This is a genomic window from Tistrella sp. (genome assembly GCF_002684955.1).
GTDB classification, from domain to species: domain Bacteria; phylum Pseudomonadota; class Alphaproteobacteria; order Tistrellales; family Tistrellaceae; genus Tistrella; species Tistrella mobilis.
In genome coordinates this window covers 183,548-198,106 of record NZ_NYWI01000073.1, presented here as the reverse complement: position 1 = coordinate 198,106, position 14,559 = coordinate 183,548, and the positions used below count along the sequence as shown (strand labels likewise).

Below are 14,559 nucleotides of genomic sequence, written 5' to 3'. Positions count from 1 at the left end.
TGCGGCGGATGCGGAATGGAGCGGCATCATGTCGATCGATGGTGACGACGGCGCGACCCTCAGGCGGACTGCACCTGCGGCCCCCGTGATCGGCGCCGAGGCGCAGGGCATTCTCTGGGCCGTGACGGCGGTGGGGCTCTTCGCCCTGATCTTCATGTCGGGCAAGATTGCCGGCGGGCTGATCCCGGCATTGCAGATCATGTGGCTGCGCTATGTGGGCGGGCTGGCGACGGTTGTGGTGGCGGTCACCGCCGGTGGCCGCTGGCGGTCGATGGCGCCGCGCCAGCCGGGCCTGCATGCCGTTCGCGCCGGATGCGGTGGGCTGGGCGGCATGGCGGCCATTCATGCCGCAACCGCAATGCCGGTTGCCAATGCCGCAGCGATCGGCCTGCTGGAAGGGCTGTTCACGGTGGTGCTGGGGGTGACGCTGCTGGGAGAGCGGGTGCGGCCGGCACGCTGGGCAGCGGCGGCGCTGTGTCTGGGCGGCGCCGCAATCGTGGTCTTTGCCGGCGGAGAGGGGGTGCGCTTCACGCCGGCCATGTGGGCGCCGGCCCTGGTGGCGCTGGGCGGTGCCGCGCTGATCGCGATCGAGGCGATCATGATCAAGACGCTGGCGCGCTCGGAAACCCGGCTGGTGGTGCTGTTCTATGTGAACCTGTTCGGCAGCCTGCTGCTGGCCCTGCCGGCGCTGCTGGTCTGGCAGCCGATGTCGGGCTGGATGCTGACCGCCTTTTTGTGCCTGGGGCCGGCGGCGATCCTGGGCCAGACCTGCAACATCCAGGCCTATCGCCTGGCGGATGCCGCGACGCTCGGTCCCGTGCGCTATGTCTGGATCGTGTTCAGCGCCGCCCTGGGCTGGCTGCTGTTTGCCGAAGTGCCGGGGCCCGCAGCCCTGGCGGGCGGGGCGGTCATTCTGGCCGGCGGCATCTGGCTTGCCAGGACGGGCGGCACGCCCCGCTGAAGGCGTGGCGGATACATCCGACGTCCATGGCGGCACTTAAAAACGCCGGGGCCGCCGTCCCCACCCGAAGGCGGAAACGACGGCCCCGTCGGTCGACCGTCACCGGTGGTTCACGAAACGAAGGCCCCCGCTCCTCGATCCGCGACCCAGCCCGGCGCGATCAAACGCTTGGAGATCACACGCTGTAGTAGTTCCGGAACTCGACCGGATGCGGGGTGTGCTCCCAATCGTAGACTTCCTCCATCTTCAGATCGATATAGGCATCGATCTGGGCGTCGGTGAAGACCTCGCCCTTCTTGAGGAATTCGCGGTCGGCGTCCAGAGCCGCCAGGGCCTCACGCAGCGAGCCGCAGACGGTCGGGACGTCCTTCAGCTCCTCCGGCGGGAGGTCGTAGAGGTTCTTGTCCATCGCGTCGCCGGGATGGATCTTGTTCTCGATACCGTCGAGGCCGGCCATCAGCATCGCCGAGAACGAGAGGTAGGGGTTCGCGGTCGGATCCGGGAAGCGGACCTCGATGCGCTTGCCCTTCGGGCTCGCGACATAGGGGATGCGGATCGAAGCCGAACGGTTGCGCGCCGAATAGGCGAGCAGCACCGGCGCCTCGAAGCCCGGGATCAGGCGCTTGTAGCTGTTGGTCGACGGGTTCGTGAAGGCGTTCAGCGCCTTCGCGTGCTTGATGATGCCGCCGATGTAGTACAGGCACATCTCCGACAGGTCGGCATAGCCCGAGCCGGCGAAGAGGGGCTTGCCATCCTTCCAGATCGACTGGTGGGTGTGCATGCCCGAACCGTTGTCGCCCGAGACCGGCTTCGGCATGAAGGTGGCCGACTTGCCGAAGGCATGGGCGACGTTGTGGACGACGTACTTGTACTTCTGCACGCCGTCGGCGGTGGCGGTCAGGGTGCCGAAGCCGGTGCCCAGCTCGTTCTGCGCCGGCGCCACTTCGTGGTGGTGCAGGACCGGGGTCATGCCGACCGCCTTCAGCTGCTCCAGCATCTCGCCGCGGATGTCCGACATGCTGTCGACCGGCGCGACGGGGAAGTAGCCGCCCTTCACCTTCGGACGATGGCCGGTGTTGCCCTCGTCATAGGCGCGGCCGCTGTTCGAGGGCAGCTCCAGCTCGTCGACCGAGTAGGAGGCGCCGAACATGCCGACATTGAAGCGGACGTCGTCGAACAGGAAGAATTCCAGCTCGGGACCGAAGAAGGCGGTGTCGCCGACGCCGGTGTACTTGAGGTAGGCCTCGGCGCGCAGCGCGGTCGAACGCGGGTCGCGCTCATAGCCCTGGCCGGTCGACGGCTCAAGCACGTCGCAGACCACGACCAGGGTCGGCTGGGCGGCGAACGGATCGACGAAGGTGCTGCTGCAGTCGGGCATCAGGATCATGTCCGACTCGTTGATCGCCTTCCAGCCGGCGATCGACGAACCGTCGAACATCACGCCGTCAGTGAAGGTGCCCTCGTCCACCGCCTCGGCGAAGTAGGTGGTGTGCTGCCACTTACCGCGTGGGTCGGTGAAGCGGAAATCGACGAACTTGATTTCGTTGTCTTTGATCTGCTGAAGGACAGTCTTCGCGTCCGACATTTTCTATCCTGCCTGTTGATTGGCCTGCCTGTTGACGGGCCTGCCTGGACTGCGGCATGCGGACCACCGTGTCCCCGGATGATCCGTCATACCGACCGGTCGGCCCGCCGTCAGGCGTCTGCGGGGGCGGGGCCGAGCTTTTTCAGTCTCGTGAGTGCACCACCGGCGGCGGTGCGGATCAATGGCGATCTCGTCGCAGGGCGGCCATGGCCGCGCCGGTCGTGTCCGGCACAGGCCCGGCACCCCGCAGAACCGGTCAGAGGGCGTCGTTGCCGCGCTCACCGGTGCGGATGCGGATGGCATCCTCCACCGGCGTCACGAAGATCTTGCCGTCGCCGATCCGGCCGGTATGAGCGGCCTGCTGGATGGCTTCGATCGCGCGCTCGACCTGGGCGTCGCCGACCACGATCTCGATCTTCACCTTGGGCAGGAAGTCGACGACGTATTCGGCACCACGATACAGCTCGGTGTGACCCTTCTGGCGCCCGAAACCCTTGGCTTCGGTCACGGTCATGCCCTGAAGGCCGATCTCGTGCAGCGCCTCCTTCACCTCGTCGAGCTTGAAGGGCTTGATGATGGCTTCGATCTTCTTCATCTCGGCGGCTACTCTCGTCAGTCGCGCGCATGAACCGGAAGATCCGGGCCCCTGGATCCGGCCGCCGATCATGGCGGCCAGGACCTGCGGGACCTGGGGCGGGGGGTGCCGGTCATGCGCTGGACGCGCCCGAGCCGTACACCGGCAGGTGGCGCGCACCACCCACGCCGACCAACGTTTGCACGTGCCGTGCCAAACCCCGCAAGTCACTGGTACATCACGGACCAGCCCGCCTGGAGGCGCAGGCGGAGCGCGGAGGTCCATGGGCTTTGGCTAAAACACGGGCAGATGCTGCCCAAAACACAGGCAGTCGGGCCAGCATCTGTGCGGCCGCCTTGTCGGATGGCTCGGCTTCTGCGATCCTCGGGGCCTCATCCCTATTCAACCCAATCCGTGATTGAAAAATCCGGGTCGGCGCATCAGCAGGAACGGGCCGTGCAGTTCGCCAATCAGATCCTCTCCGGCTATGGCACCACCATCTTCACCGTGATGAGCGCGCTTGCGCAGGAGCACGGGGCCGTCAATCTCGGCCAGGGCTTCCCCGACTGGGAAGGGCCCGAGGAGGTGCGGCGCGTGGCCGCCGACGCCCTCATGGGCGGCGGCAACCAGTATCCGCCGATGGCGGGGATCCCCGAGCTGCGCCGGGCGGTGGCCGAGCATGACCACCGCTTCTACGGTATCGAGGTCGACCCGATGCGCGAGGTGATCGTGACCTCGGGGGCGACCGAGGCCCTGGCGGCGGCCCTGCTGGGCCTGCTCAACCCCGGCGACGAGGTCGTGCTGATCGAGCCGCTCTATGACAGCTATCTGCCGATCGTGCAGCTGGCGGGCGCGGTGCCGAAGCTGGTGCGGGTGGAGCCGCCGCACTGGCAGCTGCCGCGCGAGGCGCTGACGGCCGCCTTCGGGCCCAAGACCCGCATGCTGCTGATGAATTCGCCGATGAACCCCACCGGCAAGGTGTTCAGCGACGACGATCTCACCTTCCTGGCCGATCTGGTCAAGGCGCACAACGCGGTCGTCGTCTGCGACGAGGTGCACGAGCATCTGGTTTTCGACGGCCGGGCCCACCGGCCGATGATGACCCTGCCCGGCATGCGCGAGCGTACCGTCCGGGTCGGCTCTGCCGGCAAGACCTTTTCGCTCACCGGCTGGAAAGTCGGTTATCTGGTCGCCGACGCGCCGATCGCCGCCGCCCTCGGCCGGGCACATCAGTTCCTCACCTTCACCACCGCGCCCAATCTCCAGCGGGCCGTCGCCCATGGCCTGACCATGGACCGCAGCTATTTCGACGGTCTGGCAGCCGATCTCGCCGCCAAGCGCGATCTGCTCTCGGCCGGGCTGCGCCGGGTGGGCTTTGATGTGCTGGCGGCGGAAGGCACCTATTTCATCGGCGCCGACATCCGGCCGCTGGTCGGCGACATGGATGACGTCGAGTTCAGCCGCCGTCTGACGGTGGAGGCCGGGGTGACCTGTCTGCCGTTCAGTGCCTTCTATCAGGCGGGCGACATCCGCAACTTCGTCCGCTTCTGCTTCTGCAAGCGGGAAAGCGTTCTCGAAGAAGCGGTTGCCCGGCTGGAGCGCTTCTTTGCCGCCGGCGGCTTCCAGCAGGCCCGCAGCGCCTGAGCCTAAAAACTCAGGGCGCCGCTTCACAAACCGCTTGACCCGCCACGGGCTGGCGTATTAGAGAAGCGGCACTCCGGTGGCGGGGGTAGCTCAGTTGGTTAGAGCGCCAGATTGTGGCTCTGGAGGCCGTGGGTTCAAATCCCATCACTCGCCCCACTCCCCCTCTTGCCGTTCAGAACGGCGTGGGGGTCGAGATCCGGACAAAGACTTGAGAAAGGCGCGGATCCTGGCGGGGTCTGCGCCTTTTGTCTTTTCAGGACAGGCGGCCGGTTACCGAACGACGCACGGCTCAGAGAGGCAGATCGATCAGCAGGCCATCATGGTCGGAGAGGCCGCCATGGGGCAGGATGCGGACCGATGGCTGCGGCAGGGTGTCGGCGACCAGCACCCGGTCGAGACGAAGCCTGAGCGGACCCAGGCGGAAGCTGCCACCGATGGGGGTGGCATCGTGCCAGCCGGGCAGGCGCAGGGCTTCGGGCCAGTTGAGGTCGCCTGCGATCAAGGCAGGGCGGTGGCCCGCCACCACACCCAGCTCCCGCCGACGGGCGAGGGGGCCATGGGAGAGCTGCAGATTGGCGGCGACCGGTCCATCGGGCACAAGTCGGAAAAGCTGCGCCACGCGCGGCCAGGGCCAGCCACCGAAACTCAACGGCTGAACCGGCCCGACCGGACCGTGCCGCCGCCAGAGGAGATGGCCTTCAGCACTCTGGCGGAACGGGAAGGCGGCGGTGAAGGCCGATACTCCGCCCAGCAGCCGGCTGAGCGCCGGACCATCCCCAGGCCGGGTTTCCTGCGCCATCAGCAGCTCCACCCCCAGATCCCGCAGTCGTTCGGCGATGCCTCTGAGGCGGCGGCCGTCGGGGCGCTTCAGGTTCCAGCAGAGGATGCGCATGGCTGCGGCGATCAGCCGGCAGGCGGTGCGCTGCGCTTTTCGGCCAGAGCCACGAAACCGCGGGCCAGATCGGCCAGGGCGTGTTCCGAGCGCTCGCGATGTTCGTTCAGTGCCGCTTCCAGCCGGGCGAGCCGCTCTTCGATCTCGGCGATGCGGCCGTCATCCACCGGTGCGGCCGCTGCGGCGGCCGGCGCCGGGGCGGCGGGGTCTCCCCAGCTGTTGCTCTCTGCGGCATGAACGGCCTGGGCTTCGGCGAAGGCACGGATCGCCTCGGCGAGCCAGATGCCGAGCGTCTGCCCGGACGCCTGGGCGGCGCGTTTGGCGATGTCGCGGGCGTCTCGGTCGACGCCTTTCACGCTCCAGGGCGGTGTGGTCGCCATCGTCTCCAGGGCCTCCGGGGGTGATTGGGGTCCATGTCGGGCAGGGTGACATTCCGAACTTTAGGTGTGAGGCAGGATTCTTGTCAAAGCCGGCCCGCACGTCGAAGATGCGGGGCGTGCCGTACGGGCCCTTGTCCGCGCGGCTGTCGCCGATCGCCGGAAGGACCCCCGCGCCATGAGCCACGAGCTGTTGACCTGTGCCGAGATGGGCCGCGCTGACCAGGCCACCATCGCCGCTGGCACCACCGGCATCACGCTGATGGAAGCGGCCGGGGCAGCCGTGGCGCAGGAGGTGATGGCTGCCCTTGGGCCGCAACCGAGGCGTGTTCTCGTGCTGGCCGGCCCCGGCAATAACGGCGGCGATGGCTGGGTGGCCGCCCGGCATCTCGCCACGGCCGGTTGGCCGGTGGAGGTGGCGTCGACGGTGGCACGCGGGGCGCTTCGGGGCGATGCCCGTCTGGCCGCTGATCAGTGGATGGGCAGTGTGCTGCCGATTTCTGAGGCAGCCGCCCGTTTTGCGGCCGCGCCCGACGAGACGGCGCCACCGGTGGTGATCGATGCGCTGTTCGGGGCTGGGTTGTCGCGGCCGATCGAGGGGGAAGTGGCCGATCTTCTGGCCTCGCTCGCCGCCTCGCCGGCGGCGGTGGTCGCGGTCGATGTGCCGAGCGGCGTGTCGGGGGATGACGGCGCGGTGATGGGCATGGCGGCGCCGGCCATGTTGACCGTGTCGTTCTTCAGGCCCAAGCCCGGCCATTGGCTGATGCCGGGCCGCGCCCTGCGTGGTCGGCTGGTGATCGCCGATATCGGCATTCAGGACGGGGTGCTGCGCGAGATTGCGCCGGTGACCATGCTCAACCGGCCGTCGCTCTGGCGCCACGCCCTGGGTGCGCCCGTCGCCTCGGACCATAAATACCGGCGCGGCCATCTGGTGGTGGCGGGCGGCCCGCCCGAGACGGCGGGGGCGGCGAGGCTTGCGGCCCGGGCGGGCCTGCGGGCCGGGGCCGGGCTGGTGACGATCGCCTGCCTGTCTGATGCGCTCTCCATTTATGCCGGCGCCGACCCTGCGGTGATGACCCGGGTGGCGCCGACCCCTGAAGCCTTCGAGCAGATGCTCCGCGATCGCAAGGTGGCGGCGGCCGTGCTGGGGCCGGGGCAGGGGGTGGATGCACTGACCCGCGACTGGGTGCGCCGGGCACTGGCCCGGCTGCCGTCCGCGGTGCTGGATGCCGATGCGCTGACGGCCTTTGCGGCGACACCCGACCTGCTGTTCGACCAGATCCGCGAAGTGACCGGCGACGGGGCACGGGTGGTACTGACGCCGCATGACGGCGAGTTTGCCCGGATCTTTCCCGACCTGTCCGATGCCGGCCGTCTGGATCGGGCCCGGATCGCCGCCGACCGCACCGGGGCGGTGGTGGTGCTGAAAGGGGCCGACAGTGTGATCGCGGCACCCGGCGGTGCGGGGGGCCGCATCGCGATCAACGGCAACGCGCCGGCGCGCCTTGCGACCGCCGGGGCAGGGGATGTGCTGGCCGGCATCACTGGTGGCCTGCTGGCACAGGGGCTGCCGGCCTTCGAGGCCGCGGCCGCGGCCGTGTGGCTGCATGGCGCCGCAGCCCGCCGCCTGCCGCGCGGGCTGATCGCCGAAGACCTGCCCGATGCCCTGCCTGCGGTGCTGGATGCGGTGGCGCCGGGCACCGACCCGACCCTCGATCCGCTGGGCTTCGGGCTCGACGGCTGAGATGCCACGAAAGCTTCACCACTCGCGAGCATGTCAAGACTTGAACGCGGAGGTCCGCATCCCCTGATCCTCTGGAGGGCCGCAAGAGCCGAAGGAGGACCGCCGTGACCGACACCGTGACGCCAGTGCAGACAGCCGTGCAGACCACACTTCCCGTTCCCGCCGGAGCTGCCGTCACGCCGCCCCCTGCGACCGATGCCGGAGTCGAGGGGCCGGGCTTTTTCGACCGGACCCTGGACCGGCTGAACCGGCTGTGGCGCGAGGTCTCGCAGCAGGCGCGGGCGCGCATCGGTGCGCCCATCCGCCCCGACCTGCCAGCCGAGGATCTGGACCGGATCCGCGCGCTGATCCGTCAGTCGCTGGATGCCGTGGGCGGCGAGGTGTCGGCGCGGGCGCGCACGGCCGAACTGGGACAGGTCTATCTGGGGCTGGCCCCGAAGGGCAAGGCTGCCTTCCTTGGCCTGCTCGCCAACGAATTCGACGTGCCGCCGGGCGAGTTGGATACCGCCATGCTGGCGGTGCGCGAGGCGGGGACGAACCAGGCGGCGCGTGTGGCCGCGCTGGAGCGGCTGCGGGCGACGCTGGTCAGCCCGCGGGCGCGATTGCTGCGCCAGTTCAGCAGCCTGCCCCAGGGCGTGAAGTTCCTGGTTGATCTGCGCGCCGACCTGCTGCCGCTGGCCCGCACCGACCCGGCCGCGCGGGGCATGGAGCACGAGCTGCGCGAGGTGCTGTCGGGCCTGTTCGACATCGGCCTCCTGGACCTGACCCGGATCACCTGGGATGCGCCTGCCGCCCTGCTCGAAAAGCTGATCGAATACGAGGCGGTGCACGAGATCCGTTCGTGGTCGGATCTGCGCAACCGGCTGGAAAGCGACCGGCGTTGCTATGCCTTCTTCCATCCCAAGATGCCGCGCGAGCCGCTGATCTTCGTGGAAGTGGCCCTGGTCAAGGGCCTGGCCGGCGATGTTCACACCCTGCTGGACGAGGCGGCGCCGACAGCCGACCCGGAAGCCGCCGACACGGCGATCTTCTATTCCATTTCGAATGCCCAGAAGGGCCTGGCGGGTTTCAGCTTCGGCAATTTCCTGATCAAGCGGGTGGTCGAGGACCTGTCCCATGACCTGCCCAATCTCAAGACTTTTGCGACCCTGTCGCCGATCCCCGGCTTCAGGGCCTGGCTGGACGAGTGCCTGGCGGCGGGCGGTGAGGGGCTCGTCTCCGAGACGGAACGGTCGAGGCTGAAGGCCGCCCTGCCTCGAGAAGCGGAGGGGCATCCGCTGGCGGCCGCGCTGGAGCGCGACTGGCCGGCCGAGCCCCAGCTTGCCGAGGCTTTGAAGGCACCGCTGATGCGGCTGGCGGCCCGCTATCTTACCCAGGAGAAGACCCGCGGCCGGGCACGGGACGGCGTGGCGCATTTCCACCTGTCCAATGGTGCGCGGGTGGAGCGGATCAACTGGCGCGCCGATCTCAGCGCCAAGGGGGTTCGTCAGTCGGCCGGCATGATGGTCAACTATCTCTACAAGCGCGGCGAGATCGAGGATAATCATGAGGCCTATACCGGGGGCGCGCATGAGGTCCGGGCCGGTTCGGCCGTACGGGGGCTGTTGCGCTGAATCTGAGATCTGTTGCAACAAGCTGCAACAAGCTGGTGGTCGCGAGATCCGGGTTATTTTCTTCATATTCTGAGTGGCGAATGATCGCCTTCAATATGAGGAAAAGAACATGCCGGTTACCTATACGGCCCACTACCCGGGTGCTGTGGCGCGCGACCTCTCGGAGAAGCTCTCCGATTTTGTGACACCGATGGATTTCGGGGCGGTCGGCGATGGTGTCGCCGACGATACCGTTGCGGTTCAGGCGGCGCTCGACAGTGGTCGTCATGTGATGCTTGTGTCCAACCGGGACGGTCAGTCCGGTTTTGTGAAGCACCTGATCACGGCGCCGCTCAACGTGACGACTGATGGTCAGCGGATCTTCGGGTCCACCGGCGCCGGCTACATGGGGAAGGCGTCGATCAATTTCCCGACGCTCGGCGCCAACCAGGCAGTCATCAACGTCAAGTCGTCGGGTGTCGTCCTCGACAGCCTTATCGTGAAGGGGCGCGACAGCGACGGTTTTCCGGCCGGCTCGTCGATCATCTTCGCAAATGAAGATGCGGCCGTGGGGCCTGATACGGCCAACAACGGCGATGTGGATCTCACCATCAGTCAGTGCTCGCTCGGCGAGGCCGAGACACTGGTGCGGGTGACGGGTCGTACCATCCGGCTGACCAACTGCAACCTGGTGCGTGCCCGTGACGTCCTGCAGATCGACTGGCCGGCGGACTTCGAGGATGGTCCCAACGATGACAACACGGCATTGAGCGGCATGAGGGGCTATACCGTCCGCGACAATCGGATCCATGGCTGCACGGGCGGCTACATCGTGACCAACATTGGCACAAACAAGGCCAACATGCGTGGTCTGATGGTGATCGGCAATTTCATCGACACCAATATCCGCCTCTTCCGGGGCGTTGCGAAGGATGCGCTCTTCTCGGACAACGTCGTGATCCACAGCACGGTGGCAGCACATCTTGTTCATCTCGAGGCCGGCTCCGACAGCGTGCGGATCGCCAGCAATATCTTCTACGGGATGGAGCCGAACCGCCTGGAGGCGACGCCAGAACACCCGATCGTCACGCGTGAGATCCATTCCGGCGTTCTCATCGCGGCGGCACGCAACGTTTCGGTGGATGGCAACCATTTCAAGCGTGTCAACAATGCGGTGGTCGACATCGGACCGGGTAGCGCCAACATCCTGGTGCGCAACAACGTCATGAAGGATGTGTGCCTCGCCAATATCGCAACGCCGGCGGCCGATCGGGCTCCGGTGCGCGTGAACGGCCAGTCGGCAGATGTCGATGGTCTGGTGGTCGACGGCAACATCGTCGACCAGTCCAACCCGACCGGTGGCTCGCTGATCGGGATCGTCAATCCCGGTTCGACGACCATCAAGAATCTGTCGGTCGGCGCGAACGTCGTGCCGACGGATATGTACATCTCCGACTTCAGCTCGACTGCCGTGACCAATGCGCCCGAGATGCTGGATACGGCACAGAAGGTGATCCCGTATGAAGGGGACGGCAATGCGACGCAGGCCTTCACGCTGAAGTTCACGCCCAGCTATGTGACGGTGACGCAGGTGAGCGGTGCCGCTCAGGGCCAGAGCGTCTCCGTGGGCACGGCCAGCGCGGCGGCCTCCGGGCTTGTGGAAATCACCGGCCGTGTTGTGACGGTCAAGGGCGCGTGGAATACGTCGTCGACTGCCTATACCCTCTTCGCCATCGCCTGACAGCACGGGTTGTCAGAGAGTTACAGGCTGTTCCGGGCCCGTCCGCCAGTTCGCTGGTGGACGGGCCTTTCGACATTCTGGCGGTGCCGCAGCCGATCTGCTATATCCACCGCCGGTTCGCGGGCGTGGCGGAATTGGCAGACGCGCGAGATTTAGGTTCTCGTGCCGAAAGGTGTGTGGGTTCGAGTCCCACCGCCCGCACCATCGTTTCCCTGACTTCATTCTTCGGGCGCGCTGCGGGCATCCGGATATGACCAGCCTGCCGACCATCTTTCATGTCCAGTATCTGCGCATCGCGGCAGCCATGATGGTCGTGCTGCTCCATGCCAGTCACAGCTATGCCGTGCACCTGCAGGGGCGTGGTTTGTCCGTCTTTTCGGACGGGCAGAAGGGCGTCGATCTGTTCTTCGTGATCAGCGGCTTCATCATGACCTGCATGACGGCGCGCGGCGACGTGCGGCCGGGCGACTTCTTCCTGCGGCGGCTGACGCGGGTCGCCCCCCCTTACTGGATCGTGACCGCAGCGGTGCTGGCGCTCGCGGTCCTGGCACCGTCGATCTTCCACACGATGGGACTGGACGCCGCCCATGTGGCGGCATCCTTCGCTTTCCTGCCCTGGACGCATCCCGAGACGGGCACAGCCTTGCCGTTGTTCCAACTCGGCTGGTCGCTGAACCTCGAACTTGAATTCTATCTGCTGTTCGCTCTGGTGCTGGCCGTGCTGCCCTCCCGCCGCGTCGGGGCGACGGTCACCGTCGTGGCCGGGTTGGTGGCGGCGGGTCTGATCTTTCGTCCCGATGTCGCGGCATTTCGGGTCTGGACCTCGCCGATCCTGGTCGACTTCGTGCTGGGGATGGTGGTCGCGGTCGCCTTCCTCGGCCGGATGCGGCTGTCGCGTCCGGCCGGTCTGATCCTGCTGGCGGTCGGATCGGCTGCTCTTTTCATGACGCCTGCCCCACAGGCGACCTATGATCTGTGGCGGTGGCTGACCGCCGGGGTTCCCGCAGCGGTCATCCTGCTGGCTGCGGTGATGCTGGAGAAGGGCGGGCATGTCCGGCGGATCGGATGGCTTCGCTTTCTGGGCGATACCTCCTATGCCCTTTATCTCTGTCATTATTTTGCGATCGGCGCAGTGCGGGCGATCTGGCCTGTGGCAGGTGTCGATGGCCGGGTGGACGGCATTGCGTTCCTGGCCACAGCTGCAGCTCTGGCACTTGCCGGATCCTGCATCTTTCATCTTTTTGTGGAAAAGCCTGCGGTTCGTCTGGCGCGTCGTTTCTTCTGCCTGACGCCACTCAGGTGGAGGCCCTGACGACGGGATGGTGGCCCAGCCGAGGCGGGCTAAACGGGGGGCGGATCCGCATGTGGAGCGGCCGATCGCGCGTGTCGACGGCATCGCCGATATCAACCGGCAGCGGCCGGTCTAAATGGCCGGAAGCACCTGCCACGACGACCGGCAGCCGTATCTCCTACCCCGGACGACAGGACGGTCCGGTTCAAGCGGTCGGGTGCAGCCGATGCCGACCTCCGGCCTGCCGAAGGGTATCTGGGCCGCTGGGTCTCCGGCCCGTCATGTATGGGTGTCAGCACAATGCCGCGGCTGTATCAGCCGTGTCTGTATCAATTGCGGACGGATCGGTCGTGATGTGTACGCTCCTTCGGCTGATCCACTGCCTTCCGCCGGCACGAAACGGCCGTTTCCAACTGGCATGTCGGTCCGGATGACGCAGGTCTTTCCGGACCACAGGCACGACGCTCCCTTGTTCTGGCCAGCCGGCATGGCTGTCGATCGGTACATCTCCGTCGACGATACGGCTGATCGGCGCCAGCGGGAGAGATCCCGCCGGAGGCCGGTTTTCGCAGCGTATTGGACTTGCGTAACCGGGTGATTTCGTGCCACATGGCTGCCGCCCGTGTCGTGGTGCAGTGCTGCCCGCGATCACGCCTCTTCGCGCACCCGGCGTTTCGTCCGGAGGCGATCCCGGCCGGCCCGGGATGCGCCTCCTTCCCCGCGACGCACCGGGTGCTGCCGCAGTCAACCGACCCTGTGAGACCGTTTTGATGCAGATCACCGAGACCAACGCCGAAGGGCTCAAGCGCGAATACAAGGTCGTCGTGCCGGCCGCTTCGATCGACGAGAAGATCGACGCCCGCATCGCCCAGATCGCGGCCACGATCAAGATGCCCGGCTTCCGTCCCGGTAAGATCCCGGCCAAGGTCGTGAAGCAGCGCTATGGCTCCTCGGTGATGGGCGAGGTGCTGGAAGAGGCGGTGAACGAGACCTCGCGCAACGTGCTGGACCAGAACAACCTGCGTCCGGCTACCCAGCCGAAGATCGAGATCACGGCCTTCGACGTGGGCCAGGATCTTGAATACAGCATGGTCGTCGAGATCATGCCGGAATTCGAGCTGGGCGATTTCTCGGATGTCGAACTGGTCCGCGAGGCGGCCGAGGTCGACGAGAAGGAAGTCGACGAGGCGCTGGAGCGCATCGCCGCCGCCAATCGTGAGTTCGAGACCGTCGAGGATCGCGCTGCCGAGAACGGCGACCAGGTGGTCATCGACTTCAAGGGCTTCGTCGACGGCGAGGCCTTCCAGGGTGGCGAGGCCGAGGGCTATGCGCTGGCTCTGGGTTCGGGCACCTTCATCCCGGGCTTCGAGGATCAGCTGCTCGGCGCCAAGGCCGGCGAGGAGCGCAAGGTCGAGGTCTCCTTCCCCGAGGACTATGGTGCGGAGCATCTGGCCGGCAAGGCCGCCGTCTTCGAGACCACCGTCAAGGAAGTCCAGGCGCCCAAGACCGCCGGCATCGACGATGCCCTGGCCGAGAAGCTGGGCCTCGACAACCTGGATGCGCTGAAGGCCGCCATCCGCGACGACTTCCGCGGCCGTTACGACCAGATCTCGCGCCAGAAGCTGAAGCGTGCGCTGCTGGATGCGCTCGCCGGCCGCTACGAATTCGAGGTGCCCGCCGGCATGCTCGAGGCCGAATTCGAAGGCATCTGGAAGCAGCTGACCGACGAGATGGCCCGCACCGGCCAGACCTTCGAGAGCATGGAAAAGACCGAGGACGAGGTCCGCGAGGAGTATCGCGCGATTGCGCTCCGTCGGGTTCGTCTGGGTCTGGTCCTTGCAGAAGTCGGTCGCGTGAACGATGTTCAGGTGGCGGACGAAGAGGTCAACCGCGCCCTGATCGAGCAGGCGCGCCGCTTCCCCGGTCAGGAAGCGCGGGTGATCGAGTATTACCAGAAGAATCCGGATGCGCTGCGTGCGCTCCGGGCGCCGATCTTCGAGGACAAGGTCGTCGACCACATCCTCGCCCAGGCGAAGGTCGAAGAGAAGGTCGTCAGCGCCGAGGATCTGATGAAGGATCCCGACGAGGACGGTGAGGCCGGAGAGGCGTCGGACAAGTCCGAGGCCTGATCCGCCGCCCTGCCGAGAGACCGTCCACG

The 14,559-nt window shown here is 66.9% G+C and carries 11 protein-coding genes and 2 tRNA genes; 9 read left to right on the top strand and 4 right to left on the bottom strand.

The window, feature by feature from the left end; genetic code table 11:
- Positions 1-28 precede the first annotated feature (28 nt).
- Complete coding sequence (locus tag CMO28_RS24225; RefSeq protein ID WP_296718223.1) at positions 29-961, top strand: DMT family transporter; 933 nt, start codon at positions 29-31, stop codon at positions 959-961.
- Positions 962-1,136: 175 nt separating this feature from the next.
- On the opposite strand, the gene glnA is transcribed toward CMO28_RS24225, so the two are convergent.
- Together glnA and CMO28_RS24215 are read right to left on the bottom strand one after the other, a co-directional pair.
- Positions 1,137-2,546, bottom strand: coding sequence for a type I glutamate--ammonia ligase (glnA, locus tag CMO28_RS24220; protein WP_062761107.1), 1,410 nt, complete (start codon positions 2,544-2,546; stop codon positions 1,137-1,139).
- A 256-nt stretch (positions 2,547-2,802) separates the two neighbouring features.
- Entirely contained in the window at positions 2,803-3,141 is a 339-nt protein-coding gene (locus CMO28_RS24215) for a P-II family nitrogen regulator (protein ID WP_014745508.1), read from the bottom strand.
- Positions 3,142-3,576: 435 nt separating this feature from the next.
- Between CMO28_RS24215 and CMO28_RS24210 the strand changes: the two genes are divergently transcribed.
- Both CMO28_RS24210 and CMO28_RS24205 read left to right on the top strand, forming a co-directional pair.
- Complete coding sequence (locus tag CMO28_RS24210; RefSeq protein ID WP_296718215.1) at positions 3,577-4,764, top strand: aminotransferase; 1,188 nt, start codon at positions 3,577-3,579, stop codon at positions 4,762-4,764.
- Between the two features lie 79 nt (positions 4,765-4,843).
- Positions 4,844-4,920 (top strand) — tRNA-His (locus CMO28_RS24205).
- A gap of 133 nt (positions 4,921-5,053) precedes the next feature.
- On the opposite strand, the gene CMO28_RS24200 is transcribed toward CMO28_RS24205, so the two are convergent.
- Positions 5,054-5,656 carry an endonuclease/exonuclease/phosphatase family protein gene (locus CMO28_RS24200; protein WP_296718212.1) on the bottom strand — a complete coding sequence of 201 codons (603 nt, stop codon included), beginning with the start codon at positions 5,654-5,656 and terminating at the stop codon, positions 5,054-5,056.
- An 11-nt stretch (positions 5,657-5,667) separates the two neighbouring features.
- Positions 5,668-6,036: a hypothetical protein gene (locus CMO28_RS24195; RefSeq protein ID WP_296718209.1), complete on the bottom strand. Its 369-nt coding sequence runs from the start codon at positions 6,034-6,036 to the stop codon at positions 5,668-5,670.
- Between the two features lie 175 nt (positions 6,037-6,211).
- Between CMO28_RS24195 and CMO28_RS24190 the strand changes: the two genes are divergently transcribed.
- The 6 genes from CMO28_RS24190 (at position 6,212) to tig (ending at position 14,530) form a co-directional block, all read left to right on the top strand.
- Positions 6,212-7,777: an NAD(P)H-hydrate dehydratase gene (locus CMO28_RS24190; protein WP_296718207.1), complete on the top strand. Its 1,566-nt coding sequence runs from the start codon at positions 6,212-6,214 to the stop codon at positions 7,775-7,777.
- Positions 7,778-7,881: 104 nt separating this feature from the next.
- Positions 7,882-9,390 carry a malonyl-CoA decarboxylase gene (locus CMO28_RS24185; protein ID WP_296718204.1) on the top strand — a complete coding sequence of 503 codons (1,509 nt, stop codon included), beginning with the start codon at positions 7,882-7,884 and terminating at the stop codon, positions 9,388-9,390.
- A 109-nt stretch (positions 9,391-9,499) separates the two neighbouring features.
- A complete protein-coding gene (locus CMO28_RS24180; protein WP_296718202.1) occupies positions 9,500-11,110 on the top strand; it encodes a hypothetical protein in 1,611 nt (536 codons plus the stop codon).
- A 119-nt stretch (positions 11,111-11,229) separates the two neighbouring features.
- Positions 11,230-11,314, top strand: a tRNA-Leu gene (locus tag CMO28_RS24175).
- 46 nt (positions 11,315-11,360) lie between these two features.
- Positions 11,361-12,422: an acyltransferase family protein gene (locus tag CMO28_RS24170; protein WP_296718200.1), complete on the top strand. Its 1,062-nt coding sequence runs from the start codon at positions 11,361-11,363 to the stop codon at positions 12,420-12,422.
- Positions 12,423-13,171: 749 nt separating this feature from the next.
- Positions 13,172-14,530, top strand: a complete 1,359-nt coding sequence (tig, locus tag CMO28_RS24165; RefSeq protein WP_296718198.1) for a trigger factor — start codon at positions 13,172-13,174, stop codon at positions 14,528-14,530.
- The last annotated feature ends 29 nt before the right edge of the window (positions 14,531-14,559 follow it).